Source organism: Sinorhizobium mexicanum (assembly GCF_013488225.1).
Classification (GTDB): Bacteria; Pseudomonadota; Alphaproteobacteria; order Rhizobiales; family Rhizobiaceae; genus Sinorhizobium; species Sinorhizobium mexicanum.
Map to the genome: position 1 here is coordinate 1956617 of NZ_CP041238.1, position 20717 is coordinate 1977333.

Below are 20717 nucleotides of genomic sequence, written 5' to 3' on the forward strand. Positions count from 1 at the left end.
GAACTGGCGAAACGCTCTAACTCTTTGAAACGACGCACTTCCGGCCGGAAAACCGGAATTGCTTTAGGCATTGTTGCGGGCGGGGAGGGCACATGACGGAAATTGCAGGTCTGGTGCTGCCGTTCTTCGGGCTGATCTTTCTCGGTTATCTTACTGCTCGCCTTGTCGATCATCCCGGCGAGGCGATGGGCTGGCTGAATACGTTCATCGTCTACCTGGCCTTGCCTGCGCTCTTCTTCAAGCTGGTCTCGCGCACACCTGTCGAAGAGCTGACGCGCGCAGATTTTATCCTGACCAGTGTCGGGACGACCTATGTGGTCTTTGCTCTGATCTTCTCAGTCGGGCTGTTTCTACGCCGGAACACGATTGCGGAGGCGACGATCCAGGGATTTGCCGCCGCCTATGGCAACATCGGCTACATGGGGCCGGGGTTGGCGCTGCTTGCGCTCGGTGAGGCTGCCGCTGTCCCGGTCGCGCTGATCTTCTGCTTCGAGAATGCGGCGCACTTTACCGTTGCACCGGCAATGATGGCGGCTACGGGTGGTCGTAAGGAGCCGCCCGCCACCCTCGCACTCGGCATTATGCGGAGGATCGTGCTGCATCCGTTCATTCTGTCGACCTTGGCCGGCGTCGCCGCGGCGTTCCTCGCAGTACAGCCGCCAGTGCCGGTTCAGCGGCTGATCGATTATCTGGCGCAGGCCGCCGCTCCCTGCGCACTGTTTGCCATGGGCGTTACGCTCGCGCTGCGGCCGATCAAGAGGATCCCTGTCGAAATCGGCTACATCGTCCCGGTGAAGCTCATCCTTCATCCCGTTTTGATGTATGTCGCGCTCAGCCTCGGCGGCGGCTACGATCCTGTCTGGGTGCAGACGGCCGTGCTGCTCGCGTCCCTGCCGACGGCAACGAACGTCTTCGTGATCGCCCACCAGTATCACGTCTGGCAGGAGCGCGCCTCGGCGACAATCCTCATTACGACACTGCTTTCGGTCGCATCCGTAACCGGCTTGCTTTTTCTGATCCGGTCAGGCGCTCTTCCCGCTGATCTTTTCCCGTAGACCCGCCTTGAGCGCATGAATCGCGCTGCCCGGATGAATGCCTTCGCGCATCAGCAGCCCGCGAAGCGGACCGGCCGACGAGAGCAGGTGCAAGCCGACAGCGCGCAGCGCCTGAACCGGAAGGAATCCGGAAAGCAGAGAGCGATTGAGAAGATCGACGCTGGCGGTTCGGCTGACGATATCGATCCGCCTGCGGCTGTCGAACCGGTCGCCGGTGTCGGCCGGCAGCCTGCCGCCGGTCGACGATCCGACGAGTTCGACGAGCGTCATGACATCCCGCAGACTCAAGTTGAGGCCCTGGGCGCCGATCGGTGGAAAGGCATGGGCAGCTTCGCCAACCAGCATCGTGCGCCCCTTGCCGAAGCGGCGGGCCGTCATGCCCGAGAGCGGGAAGGACTGTGGGATGCCTTCTGTTGTAACCTTGCCGAGTATCGATTGCATCCGATCCTCGATCGCGCGCGAAAGCACATCGGGCGCAAGCTTCAGCGTCTCGTCAGCATCGCGCGGTTTCTGCACCCAGACGAGGCTCGAGCGGTTCCCCGGAAGCGGAACCTGGGTGAATGGGCCAGCTTCGGTGTGGAACTCGGTCGACACGTCCTGGTGTGGAAGCTCATGGCCGAAATTCAGCACGACGGCCGTCTGCGGATAGGACCATGTGTGCACGGAAATGCCTGCCGCCTCGCGCACGGCAGAGCGCCGGCCATCGGCGCCGATGACCAGGTCGGCAGTGATCGTCCTCCCGTCGTCGACTCCGATCCGGACTTCCTCCTCCGCGAGGTCGAAGGTCGTTGCCGCCGCCGTCATTCGGTCGAGCGTCGGCAGCCCGGCTTCATGCTTCTCCAGAATTTCGAGGAAGGGCGCGTTCGGAATATTGTAGCCGAAGGCGTCCAACCCCACTTCCGATGCCCTGAAATTGACCGGCGGCGCACGCAGCAGACGCTTTGTGTCGTCGATGATACGAATGGCGACGAGCGGCGCCGTCAGCGGCACGGTCTCGTCCCAGAGATCGAGCTCCTTGAGGTATTCAATCGACTGGTCCATGAGGGCGGTGGTGCGTCCGTCGGCGATCACGGGCTTCGGCCCGATCAGCGCGACCCTGTGGCCGTTTCGCGCCAGCGCGATTGCGGCGAGCGAGCCGGCAAGGCCCGCTCCGATGATGACGATGTCATAATGATCCATAGCCGACAGGGGCCTCTTCCCGTGCGCATCCCTGCGCATTCTCTTAAAGTCTCGGTAGTCGTTCTACTCGCATAGCTCATTGAAATAAATGGGCTGAATCAACGCGGAAGCAAGCGTCGCGTGTCCACAAGACAATTCCATCGCGACGCTTTTGCAGTTGAATTTTGCTGGCGATGCATTGCAAACGGTGCATATTACGGCCAAAGCGCCAGCGATGCGGTTAAGGTGTGGCCTGGTCGCGCAAAAGGCGGGGATGTAGGGGATAGGCGACGTCGCCCATGAAGTTCTTTAATTACAGAAGAGTGCCCTATGCCGAGATACGGGCCTTCTCCGTCCACATCCTTACGGCCTCCGGTTCGTTCCTGGCTTTCCTCGGGGTCGTAGCGGCGGCCGAACATCGCTTCGTCGACATGTTCTGGTGGCTCGGGCTGGCACTGCTCGTCGACGGCATCGACGGGCCGATCGCACGCAAGGTGCAGGTCAAGGAAGTGCTGCCAAATTGGTCGGGCGACACGCTCGACAACGTCATCGACTACGTGACCTACGTCTTGCTGCCCGCATTCGCGCTCTATCAAAGCGGCATGATCGGCGAACCGTGGTCATTCGTGGCCGCCGGCGCCATTGTCGTGTCGAGCGCGATCTATTATGCCGACATGGGAATGAAGACGGACGAGTATTTCTTTTCCGGTTTTCCGGTTGTCTGGAACATGATCGTCTTCACGCTCTTCGTCATCCAGGCGAGCGAAGTGACGGCGTCAATCGTCGTTTTCCTTTCCGTCGTGCTGACGTTCCTGCCGATCAATTTTCTCCATCCCGTGCGCGTGGAAAGGTTAAGGCCGCTCAATCTCGGCGTTTTCCTGGCCTGGTCCGTGCTTGGCATGTATGCTCTGCTTCTGCATTTCGAGACACCTGACTGGGTGGCTATTGGCGTCGTGGCGACTGGGCTCTACCTCTACGTCATCGGTTTTGTTCTGCAGATATTTCCCAACCTCGGCCGCGCGTAGGAGTTGACCATGGCACAGGCGATCGTTGTTCGCGAACTCGGTGGACCCGAGGTTCTGAAGATGGAAGGCGTTACGCTTTCGCCGCCCGGGCCCGGCGAGGTCCAGATCCGGCAAGTGGCAGTCGGCCTCAACTTCATCGACGTCTATTTCCGCACCGGCCTCTACAAGTCGGCGACCGGCTTGCCCTTCATTCCGGGCAAGGAAGGCGCGGGCATCGTCACCGCCGTGGGTGATGGGGTGAGCCTGTTCTCGATCGGCGACCGCGTTGCCTATGCGTCAGCCGATGGCGCCTATGCGAGCGAACGCAATGTCGACGCATCGCAACTGGTGAAGGTCCCCGACGGGATCAGCCTGGAAACGGCGGCCGCGATGATGCTGAAAGGCATGACGGCCCAATATCTGCTCAATCAGACCTTCAAGGTTGGCCCGGAGACGACTTTGCTGTTCCACGCGGCAGCCGGTGGCGTGGGGCTGATTGCCGGGCAATGGGCGAAGGCGCTGGGCGCGACCGTGATCGGCACGGCCGGCTCGCAGGAGAAGATCGAGCTGGCGCTCGCGCACGGCTACGACCATGTGATCAACTACCGGACGGACAATTTCATCTCTCGCGTCAAAGAGCTGACCGGCGGCCGCGGCGTCGATGTCGTTTACGATTCGGTCGGCCGCGATACCTACCCGGGGTCGCTCGACTGCCTGAAACCGCGCGGGCTGTGGGTTAGCTTCGGCAATTCTTCCGGGCCGGTGGAGGCGTTCAACATCGGTATCCTGGCGCAGAAGGGCTCGCTCTTTGCAACACGCCCGACGCTCTTCAGTTATGTCTCGACGCGGCCGGCATTGGAGGCATGCGCAAATTCCCTGTTTGATGTTGTGCAAAGCAACAAAGTGCGTATCAATATCAATCAGACCTATCCGCTCCCCGACGCCGGTCGGGCGCATACGGATCTGGAAACAAGAAAAACGAGTGGAACGACGTTGTTGATTCCGTGACCGAAACCTGAAGGTGGGCAGGGATCAATAGAGGGGAAAAGAGGGCAGCGTGCCTGGTAAGGGACAAATTGCGAGCGGTCCGTTGTTGACCGTGAGCAACCTGACGAAATTATTCGGCTCGTTCGCAGCCTGCAACGCGATCAATCTGCAGATAGAGCCGGGAGAAATCCACGCCCTGCTTGGCGAGAACGGGGCGGGCAAGTCGACTTTGGTGAAAATGCTGTTCGGCGTGCTCGCGCCCACGGCAGGCGAGATTGCGTGGCAGGGTGAACCGGTCCGTATTGGCAGCCCCGGTGACGCGCGCAAGCTCGGTATCGGCATGGTTTTCCAGCATTTTTCCTTGTTCGAGGCGCTGACCGTCGCCGAGAATATCGCGCTTTCGATGGATCGGAACGTCTCGCTTGCCCGTGTCGCCGACGAGGCGTCGCGGCTTTCGCGTGCCTATGGCTTGCCTCTCGACCCCAAGGCGCATGTTGCGGATCTTTCTGTCGGCGAGCGCCAGCGGATCGAGATTGTACGTGCGCTTTTGCAGAATCCGCGGCTAATCATTCTCGACGAGCCAACCTCGGTGCTGACGCCGCAGGAGGCCGACCGTCTGTTCGAGACACTGCAAAAGCTGAAGGCGGAAGGCCGCTCGGTCCTTTATATCAGCCATCGTCTCGAGGAGGTTCAACGCATCTGCGACCGGGCGACGGTCTTGAGACACGGCAGGGTGACGGGGGCTTGCGATCCGCGCACGGAAACGCCAGCCTCGCTGGCGCGGATGATGGTCGGAAGCGATGTTGCGCCGGTGACCTCGGAAGGTACCAACACAAAGGGCGACGTCCAGCTGGAAGCGCGTGATCTTTCGGTCGCGGCGCGCACGCCGTTCGCGGTTTCATTGAAGAACGTCTGTCTCGAGGTCCGGGCGGGTGAAGTGCTGGCGATCGCCGGCGTGGCCGGCAATGGCCAGAGTGAGCTTTTCGATGCCTTGTCGGGCGAATACCCGGCCGCGGACGATAACGCGGTACTGATAAGGCAGAGGCCCGTCGGAACAAGGAACATCAACGCCCGGCGTCTGATGGGCGCGGGCTTCGTTCCCGAGGAACGGCATGGGCACGCCGCGGTCGCAGCGCTTTCGCTATCGGATAATCTTGTCCTCGCACGCAATCAATCCGACAAGCGCGCATTTCTCGGCGGCGGATTCCTCAGGATCATTCGCCAGAGCGCGGTGAAGGCTGCGACGAGGCGGATTTCCGAGGCGATGGATGTTCGCAAGAGCGGCGAGGACCCTCCGGCGGGTTCGCTCTCGGGCGGCAACCTGCAGAAATTCATCGTCGGCCGCGAACTCGACCGCCAGCCATCCGTGCTAGTGGTGAACCAACCGACCTGGGGCGTCGACGCAGGCGCGGCGAGCCGCATTCGCCAAGCCTTGGTCGATCTCGCCAAGACAGGTTCCGCCGTGCTGGTCATCAGCCAGGATCTGGACGAAATATTCGAGGTGGCGACCGAGATTGCCGTCATCAGCGAAGGGCGTCTTTCCGATCCCTATCCGGCTCGGGAACTCTCGCGCGAGAAGATCGGTCTCCTTATGGGCGGCATACACGGCGAAACCGGATCCGCGGGAGCTGCGCATGCGCATTGAACTCGAAAAGCGGGCGAAGATTTCGACCCTGTTCTCAATTCTCTCGCCGTTCATCGCCTTTGCGCTGACCATCGTCTTCGGCGGTCTCATGTTCGCGCTGCTCGGCAAGAATCCGGTGAGCGCGCTCTACAGCTTCTTTGTGGAGCCCTTGAGTGAGGTCTGGTCGCTGCACGAGCTGGCGATCAAGGCTGCGCCGCTGATCCTGATCGGTGTCGGCCTCTCTGTGTGCTTCCGGTCCAACAACTGGAACATCGGTGCCGAAGGCCAGTTCATCATGGGGGCGATCGCCGGCTCGATCCTGCCCGTCGTCTTCTACGACTGGCAATCGCCGCTGGTGCTGCCGATGATGATGCTGCTCGGCATGCTTGGCGGCGCTCTTTTTGCGGCCATACCGGCCTTCCTCAAGGCGCATATGAACACCAACGAGATCCTGACGAGCCTGATGCTGGTCTATGTCGCCCAGCTCTTCCTCGACTGGCTCGTACGCGGTCCCTGGCGCAATCCGCAGGGCATGAACTTTCCGGAAACCCGCACGTTTGCCGCCGATGCGATCCTTCCTGAAATGCTCGCTTCCGGGCGCACGCATTGGGGCTTCGCCTTCGCGATTATCGCCGCGGTCCTCGTCTGGTTCATGATGCGTTACACGCTTAGGGGGTTCGAGATCACCGTGCTCGGCCAGTCCGAGCGGGCAGGGCGCTTTGCCGGCTTCTCGTCGCGCAAGATGATCTGGTTTTCGATGCTGTTCTCGGGAGCACTGGCAGGACTTGCCGGCATTGCGGAAGTCAGCGGCGCCATCCAGCAATTGCGGCCGGTGATTTCGCCGGGCTACGGCTTCACGGCAATCATCGTCGCCTTCCTCGGGCGCCTCAACCCGCTCGGCATCATCGCCGCCGGGCTCGTCCTGGCGTTGACTTATCTCGGCGGCGAGGCAGCACAGCTTTCGATCGGCGTGTCTGAAAAGGTGACGCGCGTGTTCCAGGGGCTGTTGCTGTTCTTCGTGCTGTCCTGCGACACGCTCATTCACTACCGCATCCGGCTGGTTTGGGAGAGGCTTGCTGCAATCAAGACGGATGAGGCGCATTGATGGGTATCGCTGAAGCAATCCTCTTGAGCGTCATCACTGCGGCGACGCCGCTTGTGCTTGCGGCCATTGGCGAGCTCGTCGCCGAGCGATCGGGCGTCCTCAATCTCGGTGTCGAGGGCATGATGATCATGGGCGCGGTTTGCGCTTTTGCTGCCACGCAGCTTACGGGCTCCCCATATCTGGGGGCTCTCGCCGGTATGGCTGCCGGGATGCTGTTTTCTCTTTTCTTTGGTTTCCTTACGCTGACGCTTGTCGCCAATCAGGTTGCGACGGGCCTCGCGCTGACGCTGCTCGGCCTCGGCGTGTCCGGGATGCTCGGCGAGAGTTTCCTCGGAATGCAGGGCATCAAGCTACAGCCGATCGTGACGCCGGTCCTTTCGGAAATACCGTTCATAGGTCCGCTGCTCTTCAGGCAGGACGCGATCTTCTACGTGTCGATCGCGATCGTCGCAGGCGTCCATTGGTTCCTATTCAGGAGTCGCGCGGGGCTGAAGCTGCGCGCTGTGGGTGACAGCCATGCCTCTGCCCATGCCCTTGGGGTTGATGTCATTCGCACTCGATACCTGGCTGTTTTGTTCGGCGGCGCCTGTGCCGGTCTCGCCGGCGCGCAGCTCTCGCTGGTCTACACGCCGCAATGGGTGGAAAACATGTCGGCCGGCCGCGGCTGGATCGCGCTTGCCCTCGTCGTCTTCGCGTCCTGGCGCCCCTGGCGTGTCGTCGCCGGCGGATATCTGTTTGGCGCGGTTTCGATCAGCCAGCTTCATGCGCAGGCTTTCGGCATCGGAATTCCCTCGCAATTCCTTTCTTCGCTTCCCTATGTTGCGACAGTTGTCGTACTTATCCTCATCTCACACAACCGGCGCATGACTCTGATCAACACGCCGGCATCGCTCGGTAAGCCGTTTGTGCCGGACCGGTGAACAACAACAAGCCAGACGGACGTACTCAACCGACAGAGGTAAAAATGAAAAAACTACTGCTCGCCCTCGCAACAACAACTGCCGTGCTCGGCTTTACATCCGCAGCAAGTGCCCAGGAAAAGGCCAAGATCTGCTTTGTCTACGTCGGCTCGAGAACCGATGGTGGCTGGACCCAGGCGCATGACCTTGGCCGTCAGCAGCTCGAGAAGGAGCTCGGCGACAAGATCGAGACGCAGTTCCTCGAAAACGTGCCCGAAGGCCCCGACGCCGAACGCGCGATCGAACGCCTGGCGCGTTCCGGCTGCGGCCTGATCTTCACGACGTCATTCGGATTCATGGAGGCGACGGTCAAGGTCGCTCCGAAATTTCCGGACGTGAAATTCGAGCACGCGACCGGCTACAAGACGCTCCCGAACGTCGCGACGTATAACAGCCGCTTCTATGAAGGCCGCTACATCCAGGGCCAGATTGCCGCCAAGATGTCCGAGAAGGGCGTCGCCGGCTACATCGCGTCCTTCCCGATTCCCGAAGTGGTGATGGGCATCAACTCCTTCGTGATCGGCGCCCGCTCGATCAATCCGGATTTCAAGATCAAGGTCATCTGGGCGAACACCTGGTTCGATCCCGGCAAGGAAGCTGATGCCGCGAAGGCACTGATCGACCAGGGCGTTGATATCCTGACGCAGCACACCGACACGACCGCGCCTATGCAGGTTGCCGCCGAACGCGGCATCAAGGCCTTCGGTCAGGCCTCCGACATGATCGCCGCAGGCCCGAATACGCAGCTGACCGCCATCATCGATACCTGGGGCAACTATTATGTGAAGCGTACGCAGGCCTTCCTCGACGGAAAGTGGGAAACGAAGTCGAGCTGGGACGGCTTGAAAGACGGCATCCTGACCATGGCGCCCTATACCAATATGCCGGACGACGTGAAGGCGATGGCTGAGGCAACCGAGGCCAAGATCAAGTCGGGCGAACTGAAGCCGTTCACCGGTCCGCTCAACAAGCAGGATGGCAGCGCCTGGCTGAAGGCCGGCGAAAGCTCGGATGACGCGACACTGCTCGGCATGAACTTCTACGTCGAAGGCGTCGACGACAAGCTGCCGCAATAAGCTGACGGGACCCATGGTCCAGGCTGTAAAGTAGTGCGTTTCCAGTGCCGGCAAACCCCGCGTCGCAAACGCGGGGTTTTTCCAATTTCGCAGAGCGGTATCAGGTGCGACAAACCGACCGTCGGGGTGGTGTCGGATCGGCTTTGAGGAATCGCTTATTCGAACTAGAGTTGGCTACTTTCGCGCCGGGGATGAAGATGGCGGCAAACGCCACCCACCGATTGACGAGTGCGCGGCCTCCGCGGAGGTATTCTTGGGAGGGGAGAACGGGTTGAGCAAGAGCCTGTTTGAAACAGTGATATCCGGTGCTCCGAAGCGCACGAGCCATGCGCAAGTGGTGGACCAACTCGGAAAGGCAATCGTGTCAGGGGAGTTCCCGGTCGGCAGCATTCTGCCCGGCGATCCGGAACTGGCGGCTCGCTTCAGGGTTTCAAGGACCGTCCTGCGCGAAGCGATGAAGACCTTGGCGGCCAAGGGGCTTGTGGTGCCCCGCGCGCGCATCGGCACGCGCGTGAGGCCGAGGAATGACTGGAACCTCTTCGACAGCGACATCCTGACCTGGCATTTTGCATCCGGCGTAGATGACGAATTCCTCTATCACCTCAGCGAGGTTCGGCTTGCGTTCGAACCGCATGCCGCGGCGCTGGCGGCGCGAAATGCGACCGACGCGGAGATCGCCGGCATGATGCGTCTTGCCGTTGCCATGGGTGACGCGAACCATACCGCGGAAAGCCTCGCCGTTGCCGACCTCAAGTTCCATCTATCCGTTCTGGACGCTTCCGGGAACCCTTTCCTGCGAACGGTGGGCAGCTTGATCGAGGCGGCGCTAGTTGGCGTATTCAAGTTGAGCTCGCCTACCGCCGAAAAAAGCGGAATCGACGAGGTGGCCCGCAATCACATTCGAATCGTCGAAGAAATCGGCAGACGCGACGAGGCGGCCGCGCGTTCGGCCATGGAACATGTCATCAAGGTCGGGCGCGATCGCATTCGACAGGCGCTGCATGCGGATACCGCATGAAAGGCCGGCTGATCCGCTCGCCAGGAAATTGTAGCGTGACCTTGCCCGATCTCCGCGCGTAGCCTATCTGGGAGACGGTTGTTCCGTGCGGGGCGGCCCTGTATCAACGGCGACCTGGAGACCATGTCCGAGATTTTTGTGATTTTCGTTTTGCTCTTGATCAACGCCTTCTTTGCGCTCTCGGAAATGGCAATCGTCTCGGCAAGCAAACCGCTGCTTCGCCAAATGGTCAAACAGGGGAATCGACGGGCGGAGGCCGCACTGAAGCTGGCCGAGGATCCCGGGAAATTCCTCTCGACGGTGCAGGTCGGCATCACTCTTGTCGGCATCCTGGCCGGCGCCTACGGCGGCGCAACGATCGCCGCCAAGATTGCGCCGTTCTTCGATGAAGTGGCGTGGATCAAGCCCTATGGCCACACGGTCGCCGTCGGTCTCGTGGTGACGCTCATCACCTTTCTCTCGGTCGTCATCGGCGAACTCATCCCGAAACAGCTTGCGCTCAGGAATTCCGAGGCACTTGCGATGTTCGTCGCAAGACCGATGACCTTGCTCTCCCGCATAGCTGCGCCCGTCGTCTATCTTTTCGAGACCGCGGCTGCGATGGCCATGCGTCTATTCGGCATGCGTCCGGACGATCCGGATCACGTTACGGAAGAGGAAGTTCAGGCGATCATGGCGGAGGGCGTCGAAAGCGGCGCCATCGAAAAGACGGAACATGAAATGCTCCGCCGGATCATTCGGCTTGGTGATCGCAATGTAAAGTCGATCATGACCCACCGTACCGAGATGCGCTTCATCGACGTCAACGACGACCTCGCAGTGATCCGGCGCAAGGTCCGCGAGTTCGGCCACTCCCGCTATCCCGTTATGGATGGTCACACAGGCGATGTTCTGGGCGCGATTCTCGCCAAGGAGGTTCTGAACATTCCCGCAAACGCGTCGTTCAATCTGCGTGGCCACGTCCGCGAAATCCTGACGCTACCGGAAACGGCCTCATGCCTGAAGGCGCTCGATGCCTTCAAGACAACGAGCATCGACATGGCGATGATCGTTGACGAGTATGGCAGCACTGAAGGCATCATCACGACGGCTGACATCCTGGAAGCGATCGTCGGCGTGCTGCCATCGAACTACGATGATATCGAGCACGCGCTCATCCGGATCCGCGAAGACGGCAGCTACATTGTCGACGGGCGCACGCCGATCGACGAGATTCATCTGGAAATCGGCATCGAAGGCATCGACGCGGACGGCAATTTCGAAACGATCGCGGGTTTTCTCGTTCAGCAACTGCGCAAGACGCCGGAGGAAGGCGACATCGCCGAGGCCCATGGCTACCGTTTCGAGGTTATCGACATGGACGGACGCCGGATCGACAAGATTCTCGTCTCCCGCTGCGTCGATGACGCGGCCTGACGCGCAGCGCAAGGCCAAAAAAAGCAAAAGGCCGGGCGATACCCGACCTTTCCTCAAACTGTCTTGGCGCCTGCTAGTTCATCCGTAGTCAGCCGCCGGGACAGATGATTGAGTGATTTCTTTCCTATACGCATTCCATGTCTGCCATATGACAAGGCACCGGAAATGGCTGCGGGTTGAGCGCGTTCAGCGCAGCCGCAGGACGTTGCATGGATCGCCGCTCGAAGTCGCCGCGGCATGCGGGACGCGAACGATGAGCCCGTCGGATTGCGCGAAGACATTCATCATCGAGGAATCCTGGCGCGCGAACGGGTGGGCGACGAGCGAGCCGTCAGACTCGACGGTCAGCCGCGCGCGGACATAGTCCTGGCGACGGTCGTTGGCGGGCAGGGGGGTCGCAAGTCGCGCCGTCGTCATCCGCGAGCGAGGCGGCAGATGCGCCAGATGCCGCGTCAGCGGCTCTAGAAAAAGCAACGCGCACACAAGGCTCGAGACAGGATTACCCGGTAAGCCGAGGACCGTCATGCCGGAAAGCTCGCCAACCATCAGCGGCTTGCCCGGACGCATGGCGATCCGCCAGAAATCCAGCACCATGCCGCGCGACAGAAGAGTCGATTGAACAAGATCATGGTCGCCGACAGAGGCTCCGCCGAGCGTCACCAGAACGTCCGCTCCGGCATCTTGCGCCTTGGCGACAGCGGCCGAAATTGCCGCTTCGTCGTCGGGCACGATGCCAAGATCAAGGACTTCGCCGCCGTTCTCACGCACAATGGCGGCAACGCCATAAGTATTCGATGCGATGATCTGGTCCGCACCAGGGGCGCTTCCCGGTGGCAAGAGCTCGTCCCCGGTGGCGACGATAGCAATCCTCGGTTTCTCGAACACCGGCAGGCGTTCATGGCTCGTGCTGGCGGCGAGCGTCAGGCGCCCCGCGTCGAGCACGCTGCCGGCAGCCAGCGCAATGTCGCCCTCTACAAAATCCTGTCCCGCAAGGCGAATATGACGACCCTTTGCCGGGGCGAACAATGTGCGGATTTTCCCGCCCGAAAGCTTTTCGGTATCCTCCTGGATGATCACAGTGTCCGCACCGGCGGGCAGAGGGGCCCCGGTAAAGATGCGAACGGTTTCACCGGCGCGGACCTCTCCCTGAAATCCATGCCCCGCGGCCGACTGGCCGATCACCACAAGCTGTGCGCCTATATTGACGATATCCTCGTGGCGAACCGCATAGCCGTCCATCGCGGAATTGTCGAAGGCGGGATGCGTGACCCGTGCGGTGATATCCTCGGCCAGCACGCGACCGAGACAATCGTGCAGGGGGAGCCGTTCTGTCCGCCCGTGCGGGCGAGCTTTTTCAATCACCCTGGCGAGCGCATCCTCAACCGAAAGCAGCGACATCAGCGGTTGTCTCCTTGGCGCCGGTAATCGCCCGAACGTCCACCCGATTTGCTGACCAGCCGAACGCCGCCGATCTCCATTTCGCGATCCGCAGCCTTCGCCATGTCGTATATCGTCAGGCAGGCGATGCTGACGGCGGTCAGGGCCTCCATCTCGACGCCCGTCCGCCCCGTCAGCCTTGCCATCGCCTCGACGCGAAGCCCCGGCAGGGCGTCATCCGGCGCGATATCAACGGAGACCTTCGTCAGCATTAGCGGATGGCAGAGCGGAATGAGATTGGACGTCTGTTTCGCGGCCATGATCCCGGCAAGCCGTGCCGTGCCGATCACGTCGCCCTTCTTGGCATTGCCCTCAAGGATCAGCGCGAGCGTCTCGGGGCGCATTCGGACATAGCCCTCGGCGACGGCGACCCGCACGGTCTCGGTCTTGTCGCTGACATCGACCATGTTCGCTTCGCCGGCGCTGTCGATGTGGGTGAGGGACGGACCGCTCATTATTCTGCCGCCAATACGGTTCCGGAGCCTGTCAGCAGTGCCCGCGTTGCCGCCTCGACATCATCCTTTCTCATCAGGCTCTCGCCGACAAGAAAGGTGGTGATGCCGCTCCGTCCCAACCGCCGGCAATCCTCGTGCGTGAAGATGCCGCTTTCACCGACGAGAAGCCGATCTTGTGGAACCATTGCCGCCAGTCGTTCAGACACGGCGAGGTCCACTTCAAATGTCCGGAGGTTGCGGTTGTTGATGCCGACGAGCGGGGAGGTCAACGCCAATGCGCGGTCCATTTCCCGGGCGTCATGCACTTCGATGAGGACGTCCATGCCGAGTGCAAACGCCGAGTCCTCGAGGCGACGCGCATCGTCGTCGCTCAAGGACGCCATGATCAGCAGGATGCAGTCAGCTCCCCAGGCTCGTGCTTCGAACACCTGGTAGGGATCGAACATGAAGTCCTTGCGCAACGCCGGAAGCTCACAGGCAGCCCGTGCCGTCGTCAGGAACTCCGGCGCGCCCTGGAAGCTCGGCTTGTCCGTCAAGACGGATAGGCAAGCTGCGCCGCCAGCGGCATAGTCTTTAGCAAGCGCCGGAGGATCGAAGTCGGGACGGATCAGTCCCTTTGAAGGGCTCGCCTTCTTGATCTCGGCGATCAGCCCGAATTGGCCTTTCGTGCGACGCGAGGAGAGAGTGGCGTGGAAGCCCCGCGGCGGCGATTGGTCCGCGATCTGCGCCCTCAACTCCTCAAGGCGAACGCGCGATTTCGCTGAGGCGATCTCGTCGCGCTTGTAGGCTTCGATTTTCCGCAGGATGTCCGTCATGAAGCCATCTCTCCTCAAGCGGCGTTGGAGGCGCTGATCAGCCGCTGCAGGGCAGTCTTCGCCGCGCCGCTCGAGAGCGACTGCCGGGCGAGCGCCATGCCTTCGGCGAGATCCTTGGCGCGCCCCGCTATCATCAATGAAGCGGCGGCGTTCGCAAGCGAAATGTCCCGATAGGCATTCTCCGCGCCGTCGAGAACGGCCTGCAGCGCCACGGCATTGTGGGCTCCGTCGCCGCCTTTCAGTGCCTCGAGCGTGGCCATCTGAAGGCCGAAATCGGCCGGCGTCAACTCGAAGCTCGTGATCTTTCCGTCTTGGAGCGCGGCGACCTTGGTGACGCCGGTGGTCGTGATTTCGTCGAGCCCTTCGCCGTGAACCACCCAGACGTTCTCCGAGCCGAGATCGCGCAGTACTTCAGCAAGCGGGTCTACCCATTGCGGCGCATAAACGCCGACGAGCTGCCGCTTGACGCCGGCTGGATTCGACAGCGGACCAAGCAGATTGAAGATCGTTCGCGTACCGAGTTCGACCCGCGTCGGACCGACGTGCCGCATCGCGGAATGGTGCTGTTGGGCGAACATGAAACCGACGCCAGCCGCACTGATGCAGCGGGCAATCGCGTCGGGCCCGATGTCGAGTTTGACGCCCAGGCAAGACAGCGCATCGGCCGTACCGGATTTCGAGCTCAGCGCCCGGTTGCCGTGCTTGGCGACCGGGACGCCGGCTCCGGCGACAATCAGGGAAGCGAGCGTCGAGATGTTGTAGGTGCCGGCCCCGTCACCACCCGTGCCGACGATGTCGATCGCGCCTTCCGGCGCCTCGACAGTCAGCATCCGTGCGCGCATTGCGCCAACCGCTCCGACGATTTCGTCGACGGTTTCGCCACGCACGCGAAGCGCCATCAGGAAACCGCCGATCTGCGAAGGCGTCGCCGCTCCGGACATGATGATCTCAAAGGCCGCCCGCGCGTCTTCACGATTGAGTGCCTCGCGAGTTGCCACTTTCGCGACGAACGGCTTCAAATCACTCATGAGTTCGTTCCCCTGTCCGCAGCTTTTATACCTGTCAGCGCTGCGCCAATGCGGTTTCGGCGAGTGTCTGGTTGATCGCTACACCGTAAGCCGTCTGCAGGGTGGAGACCATCTGATCAAGGATGTCGTCCCCGCTTGCGCGCGCGATGGCTTCGATTTGACGGCTGTCGTTGTCGAGGACGTTCGCCGGGTCGCTGTCGTCGACAGCCGTTACCTGAACGAGGATTTGCCCTTCTCCGCCAATGCCCGGCGCGTTGGCAACATGCCCGCTGGCGCCGCCAAAGGCCGCTGCGACTGCGGCTGGGCTTAACGCAGCATCTTCGGTCGAGCGGGTCAGGCCAGTTTTCGTTTCGACGACCAGGCCAAGTTCACTCGCTATGTCGGCAAGCTTTGCACCCTTCTCGATGCGCTGCTTGAGTTCGGCCGCCTTGGTGGCAAGGGCGGCCCGCTGTTGTTCGGCAGTCCAGTCTGCCGCCACCTCATCGCGAACTTCATCCAGCGTGCGGTCACGGGCGGGGATGATCTCTTCGAGATCGAACCAGGCAGAGCCGTCGCGACCAATGTTGACGGAGAGCGTGTCCAGGCCCACTTCGGCCTTGAAGACTTCCTGAAGAAGCGCGCGCGCCTCCGGAATTCCCTGGACCTCGTCACCATTCTGGTCCTTGCCCGTGGCGTCGATCGCATCGATCGTGACGAGTTTCAGTTTCATCTGATCGGCGACCTGCTTGACAGTCGCGCCGGCGGCGCGCTCGTCCTCGATCCGATCGTGAAGGCTGACGACCTCTTCGCGCGCGGCTGAGAGGGCGATTTCCTTCCGCAGTTCATCCTTCACTTCGTCGAAGCTGCGTGTGGCTTCCGGCTTGATGTTGGTTACGCGCAGGATGACCGGGCCGAACGTGCCTTGGACGACCGGTGTAACGCCACCCTCTGCCGGAACGGCGAAGGCGGCATCGGCGATCTTGGCGTCGGGCATGCGCTCCTTGGTGAATTCGCCGAGGAGAACGTCCGCGGCAGTCTTGCCTTCGGCCTTGACCAGGTCGTCGAAGGAGGTGCCGGCGGAGAGCTTGGTTGCCGCGGCGTCTGCCGCCTCACGCGACGGGAAGGCGAGCTGTTCGACGGTTCTCATTGCCGCCGAGCGGAAAGTCTCCTTGCGTTTCTCGTAGTCGGCGCGCAACTCCTCCTCGGACACGGTCTCGGTCGAGATCAGGTCTTCCGGTTCCAACTTTATGTAGCTGAACTTGCGATATTCGGGAGCGCGATAGTTCGCCTTGTGGCTCTCGAACCAGGGCGCAAGCACGTCGTCGGCCGGCGCCTTGACCGCATCGATATTCGCATTCGATAGCAGCAGGTAGTCGATCGAGCGCTTTTCGTGGCGATACTTGCCAACGGCGTCGGTAAGTACTTTAGGAGGCGTGTATCCGTCGGACAGCGCATCGACGATCTGCGACCGTACCGCAACCTGGCTGCGGTTGTTGATGTAGTCTTGCTCACTCAAGCCCGCGTTGCGCAAAACGCTCGAGAAGGTCAGCCGGTCGAACTGGCCGTTGACACTGTGAAACGCCGGATCCTCGCCAATGAGCTTCGCGAGCCGATCCTCTGAAAGCCCGAGGTTCATATCCAGAGCGAGTTGATCGAGGGCGGCACCGGCGACCAACTGAGAATAAACCTGAGACTCGATGCCAAAGGCACGGGCCTGCTGGCGTGTCAGCGGCGTCCCGAGCTGCCTTGAAAGCAGGCTCAGCTGGCGCTCGTATGCCAGACGAAAGTCGCTCGGAGAGACCTTGACGTCACCGACCGTCACCACAGCGTTGGGAGTGCTCGCCACCATCAGCGTCTGACCGCCCCATACCATGAACGACATGACGAGAATGGCCATCAGGCCTTTAACGATCCATGTCTGGGAAGCTTTTCTGAGCGATTCGAGCATAGGGGCAGAAACCTTGTTGCAGTACGGTGGCGTCACGCCAAAAACGAATTCGTTCCTTAGAACAAACCAAACAGGAATTGAAGGGCGCTTTGCGGGCAAATTGCGACACCGTCGCTCGGGCCGCCGGCATTCATTCCTTCACCGCGACCTTCCGGCGCACAGCGTGCGGCGATGTGCTCGCCCTCCGGAAAATCACGGAGCCCCAGCAGGATCGGTCGCGAACGAGCAAGTTGATGTCGGATTCGTTAGCCGGCAATAGAAATCGTTCTGCAAAATTGTCAGTTGCGAGCGCACATCGCGTAGCGACGAAACGGGGATCCTGCGCTCGATAATGAGGTAAACTACTTTAATTCCAGTGGCCGTACGGGAAATCACGCCATGCAGTCAATGATCGTGATGGTCAATCTGTTCGGAGCGGTGGCGCTGCTTTTGTTCGGCCTGTCGCTCGTCAAGGATGGCGTCACGCGTGCATTCGGATCGAGGCTGCGCACCGGTCTCGCACAGGGAACGAGCGGCGCGGTTCGTTCGTTTGTTACCGGCCTTATCGCGACCCTTGCATTGCAGAGTTCGACGGCCACGGCCTTGATGACGGCGTCCTTCGTGGAGAAGGGGCTGGTACGCGCGCGGATGGCGCAGATCGTGCTTCTCGGTGCCAACGTGGGCACGGCGATGACGGCTTGGATCGTTGCTACCGGGATCGGTTGGCTGTCGCCGGCAATCATTCTCGCTGGCGTCGTTGTGCACCGGATGAGCCGGTCGAGTGCGCGTCAGGGTGCAGGCTTCGCGCTCGTCGGCATCGGTTTGATGCTGCTGTCGCTCGACCTGCTTTCCGCCGCAACGGAACCGATGCGCGAATCCCGCGCGCTCGCGGCGTTTCTCGGCATGCTCGACAGCGCCTGGCCGGTTGCCCTGATCATCTCGGCGGGCATCGCCTTCGCGTCCTCATCCAGTCTGGCGACCGTGATGCTTGTACTTTCCCTCTCTTCTGCCGGGGTGCTTTCCGCCGGACTGACCGTCGCGTTGGTGCTTGGCGCCAATCTCGGGGGAGCGATTCCGCCGGTTATCGCCACGCTCGGTTCGGCACCGCCCGCGCGCCGCGTCACGCTCGGCAACCTTGCCGTGCGCGGAATGGGCTGCCTCATTGCGCTTCCGATCGCAGGGATCGGTGCGGAGTGGCTGCAGCATCTGCCGTTGCCGAGACAGAACCTGCCGGTCGACGTCCATCTTGTCTTCAATCTCGTCGTCGCGATCGTCTCCTGGCCGTTCGCAGGATTGCTCGCGCAGCTGATGAGCCGCTTCGTTCCCGACGAGGAAGCTGGTGAGACGGGGCCGCGTTATCTCGATGAAGCGATGCTCGACACGCCCGTGATGGCACTTTCCGGGGCGACGCGCGAAGTATTGCGTGTCGGCGATCTGGTTGAAGCGATGCTGACACGCGCATCGAACGCCTTCAACAACAACGATCTCGGTGAGCTGCACGACATCGGTAGAATGGAAAAGCAGGTCGATCTCCTCCAGCAGGAGGTGAAGATATTTCTGTCCCGGCTCGGGCGCGACGGACTAGGTCCCGAGGACGGTCGCCGCTCGATCGTCGTCATCGACTATGCGATCAATCTCGAGCACATGGGCGACATCATCGAAAAAGGCCTCTGCGAGCAGATCGGCAAGAAGGTAACCAACGGATTGAAGTTTTCCGAAGACGGCTATCAGGAGCTGAAAAGCCTGTTCAACCTGACGATCGACAACCTGCGCATCGCTCAGACGATCTTTGTTAGCCGCAATGCGGACCTCGCTCGCCACCTGGTCGAGGTTAAGGTCGATGTCCGCCACATGGAAAAACGCTCGGCAGAGCGGCATCTCGAGCGCCTACGCGACGGCCTGCTCGAGAGCGTGCAGACGAGTTCGCTCCACCTCGACATGTTGAGGGACCTTAAGCGCATCAACGCTCACATAGCGTCCGTCGCCTACCCCATTCTCGAAGAAAGCGGTCTCTTGACGGAAAGCAGGCTGCGCCCGGAGGCTTGAGTTCGCGTCCGGCGACGTTCGTCAGGTTTTAACCGGGGTTACGCGACGTGATTGTGAGAATTGTGTTTCTCGCAATATCTTGCCTATAAGAACACGGTCGAGTCAGGCGATAGGGCATTCCGCCTGCAGCTAATACCAAGGAGAAATGCGAATGGAACGGACGTGCCTGGCGATCATGCTGGCGGCTGGCGAGAGCACGCGGATGAAATCGTCCGTATCGAAGGTGCTGCACCCTGTGGCGGGAAGGCCCATGATCGCCCATGTCGTCGACGCGCTCGCCAGCGCCTCGATCTCGGATGTCGCCCTCGTCGTTGGCCGCGATGCCGAGGCCGTTTCTGCCGCTGCCCAGAAAGCCGGCGTTACTGTCGCCTCGTTTCTTCAAAAGGAACGGCTAGGTACTGGGCATGCTGTGCTTGCGGCTCGCGAGGCCATCGCCAGAGGTTATGACGACATTCTGGTTGTCTTCGGTGACACACCGCTCATCACGGCAGATCCGCTGAAGGCAGCGCGCCAGGGCCTCGCCGAAGGCAACGACGTGGTTGTCATCGGATTCGAGGCCGCCGACCCGACCGGTTACGGGCGCCTGATCGTCGAGGACGGGGTGCTGGTCGCGATCCGGGAGCACAAGGATGCTTCCGAAGCCGAGCGTCGGATCACCTATTGCAATGGCGGGGTGATGGCAATCAACGGCCGCAAGGCCCTCGATCTTCTCGGGCGTATTGGCAATGCCAACGTCAAGGGCGAATACTATCTGACCGATCTCGTTGAGATCGTCCGCGCCGTCGGGGGGAGGGCGGTGGCTGTCGAAGCGCCCGAGGAGGAATTGACGGGCTGCAACACAAGGGCGGAACTCGCCTATATCGAGCGTCTCTGGCAGCAGCGCCGGCGGCAAGAACTGATGCTCTCAGGCGTGTCGATGATCGCGCCGGAAACGGTATTCCTTTCCTGGGATACCGAGCTTGCCCAAGATGTCCTGGTGGAACCGAGCGTCGTGTTCGGGCTTGGCGTCAGCGTGGAGAGCGGGGCGATTATCCATGCCTTCTCGCATATCGAGGGCGCACTTGTCCGCGCGGGCGCCACTGTCGGGCCGTTCGCACGACTTCGTCCCGGCGCCGATCTCGGCCCGAAATCGAAGGTCGGCAATTTCTGCGAGGTGAAGAAGGCTGAAATCGGTGCCGGCGCCAAGGTCAACCATCTGACCTATATCGGCGACGCGTTCGTCGGTGCCGGATCGAACATCGGAGCGGGAACCATCACCTGCAACTACGACGGGGTGAACAAACACGTGACCCGCATCGGCGAGAATGCCTTCGTCGGCTCCAACTCGTCGCTTGTGGCTCCCGTCACGATCGGCGATGGCGCGCTTGTCGCGTCCGGCAGCGTCATTACCGAGGACGTTCCCGCCGACGCAGTCGCCTTCGGGCGCGCGCGCCAGGAGGTCAAGCCGGGCAGGGCGCGGGTCCTGCGTGAGCGCCACGAAGCGGAGAAGGCCGCGAAGAAGAAGGCGAAGACCGCCGAATAGACCTCGTTAAATACTGAAATTGAAAGTGAAAACGAACCGGATTGCCTCGCGCGGCAATTTCGCTACCAAGGCCCAAAGGCGGCAAGCATCGCCTGGGTGATGACTG

The 20717-nt window shown here is 61.4% G+C and carries 17 protein-coding genes; 11 read left to right on the plus strand and 6 right to left on the minus strand.

Annotated features, from left to right (window positions below):
* Positions 1-92: 92 nt before the first annotated feature.
* Positions 93-1055 carry an AEC family transporter gene (locus FKV68_RS09260; protein ID WP_180941187.1) on the plus strand — a complete coding sequence of 321 codons (963 nt, stop codon included), beginning with the start codon at positions 93-95 and terminating at the stop codon, positions 1053-1055.
* On the opposite strand, the gene FKV68_RS09265 is transcribed toward FKV68_RS09260, so the two are convergent.
* Positions 1023-2234 (minus strand): UbiH/UbiF family hydroxylase, encoded by a 1212-nt coding sequence (locus tag FKV68_RS09265; protein WP_180941188.1) that lies wholly within the window; start codon positions 2232-2234, stop codon positions 1023-1025. The two genes, FKV68_RS09260 and FKV68_RS09265, sit on opposite strands and share 33 nt — an antisense overlap.
* A 278-nt stretch (positions 2235-2512) precedes the next feature.
* On the opposite strand from FKV68_RS09265, the gene pcsA reads away from it, so the two are divergent.
* From pcsA to FKV68_RS09305, 8 genes are all read left to right on the plus strand, one after another.
* The gene (gene pcsA, locus FKV68_RS09270) at positions 2513-3238 is read left to right on the plus strand and encodes a phosphatidylcholine synthase (protein WP_180941189.1); all 726 of its coding nucleotides are present in this window, start codon (positions 2513-2515) and stop codon (positions 3236-3238) included.
* A 9-nt stretch (positions 3239-3247) separates the two neighbouring features.
* Positions 3248-4225, plus strand: coding sequence for a quinone oxidoreductase family protein (locus FKV68_RS09275; protein WP_180941190.1), 978 nt, complete (start codon positions 3248-3250; stop codon positions 4223-4225).
* 49 nt (positions 4226-4274) lie between these two features.
* Positions 4275-5849 carry an ABC transporter ATP-binding protein gene (locus FKV68_RS09280; protein ID WP_180941191.1) on the plus strand — a complete coding sequence of 525 codons (1575 nt, stop codon included), beginning with the start codon at positions 4275-4277 and terminating at the stop codon, positions 5847-5849.
* Positions 5839-6933 carry an ABC transporter permease gene (locus FKV68_RS09285; protein WP_180941192.1) on the plus strand — a complete coding sequence of 365 codons (1095 nt, stop codon included), beginning with the start codon at positions 5839-5841 and terminating at the stop codon, positions 6931-6933. The genes FKV68_RS09280 and FKV68_RS09285 overlap by 11 nt, the downstream gene beginning before the upstream one ends.
* Positions 6933-7853: an ABC transporter permease gene (locus FKV68_RS09290; protein WP_180941193.1), complete on the plus strand. Its 921-nt coding sequence runs from the start codon at positions 6933-6935 to the stop codon at positions 7851-7853. Before FKV68_RS09285 ends, FKV68_RS09290 begins: the two co-directional genes overlap by 1 nt.
* A gap of 44 nt (positions 7854-7897) precedes the next feature.
* Positions 7898-8968 carry a BMP family ABC transporter substrate-binding protein gene (locus tag FKV68_RS09295; RefSeq protein ID WP_180941194.1) on the plus strand — a complete coding sequence of 357 codons (1071 nt, stop codon included), beginning with the start codon at positions 7898-7900 and terminating at the stop codon, positions 8966-8968.
* Positions 8969-9239: 271 nt separating this feature from the next.
* Positions 9240-9986, plus strand: coding sequence for a FadR/GntR family transcriptional regulator (locus FKV68_RS09300; protein WP_180941195.1), 747 nt, complete (start codon positions 9240-9242; stop codon positions 9984-9986).
* 123 nt (positions 9987-10109) lie between these two features.
* Entirely contained in the window at positions 10110-11402 is a 1293-nt protein-coding gene (locus FKV68_RS09305) for a hemolysin family protein (RefSeq protein ID WP_180941196.1), read from the plus strand.
* Between the two features lie 186 nt (positions 11403-11588).
* Here FKV68_RS09305 and FKV68_RS09310 read toward each other — a convergent pair whose 3' ends face one another.
* Genes FKV68_RS09310 through FKV68_RS09330 form a run of 5 tightly spaced genes read right to left on the minus strand, consistent with a single transcriptional unit; the run spans position 11589 to position 17064 of the window.
* Positions 11589-12800 (minus strand): molybdopterin molybdotransferase MoeA, encoded by a 1212-nt coding sequence (locus FKV68_RS09310; RefSeq protein ID WP_180941197.1) that lies wholly within the window; start codon positions 12798-12800, stop codon positions 11589-11591.
* Positions 12800-13294 carry a cyclic pyranopterin monophosphate synthase MoaC gene (moaC, locus tag FKV68_RS09315; RefSeq protein ID WP_180941198.1) on the minus strand — a complete coding sequence of 165 codons (495 nt, stop codon included), beginning with the start codon at positions 13292-13294 and terminating at the stop codon, positions 12800-12802. Before moaC ends, FKV68_RS09310 begins: the two co-directional genes overlap by 1 nt.
* Complete coding sequence (trpC, locus tag FKV68_RS09320) at positions 13294-14109, minus strand: indole-3-glycerol phosphate synthase TrpC (RefSeq protein WP_180941199.1); 816 nt, start codon at positions 14107-14109, stop codon at positions 13294-13296. The genes moaC and trpC overlap by 1 nt, the downstream gene beginning before the upstream one ends.
* Before the next feature lie 14 nt (positions 14110-14123).
* Entirely contained in the window at positions 14124-15137 is a 1014-nt protein-coding gene (gene trpD / locus FKV68_RS09325) for an anthranilate phosphoribosyltransferase (protein WP_180941200.1), read from the minus strand.
* A 34-nt stretch (positions 15138-15171) separates the two neighbouring features.
* Positions 15172-17064 (minus strand): peptidylprolyl isomerase, encoded by a 1893-nt coding sequence (locus FKV68_RS09330; protein WP_180941201.1) that lies wholly within the window; start codon positions 17062-17064, stop codon positions 15172-15174.
* Between the two features lie 378 nt (positions 17065-17442).
* Between FKV68_RS09330 and FKV68_RS09335 the strand changes: the two genes are divergently transcribed.
* Together FKV68_RS09335 and glmU are read left to right on the plus strand one after the other, a co-directional pair.
* Positions 17443-19089: a Na/Pi cotransporter family protein gene (locus FKV68_RS09335; RefSeq protein WP_180941202.1), complete on the plus strand. Its 1647-nt coding sequence runs from the start codon at positions 17443-17445 to the stop codon at positions 19087-19089.
* 151 nt (positions 19090-19240) lie between these two features.
* Positions 19241-20611, plus strand: a complete 1371-nt coding sequence (gene glmU, locus FKV68_RS09340) for a bifunctional UDP-N-acetylglucosamine diphosphorylase/glucosamine-1-phosphate N-acetyltransferase GlmU (RefSeq protein ID WP_180941203.1) — start codon at positions 19241-19243, stop codon at positions 20609-20611.
* The last annotated feature ends 106 nt before the right edge of the window (positions 20612-20717 follow it).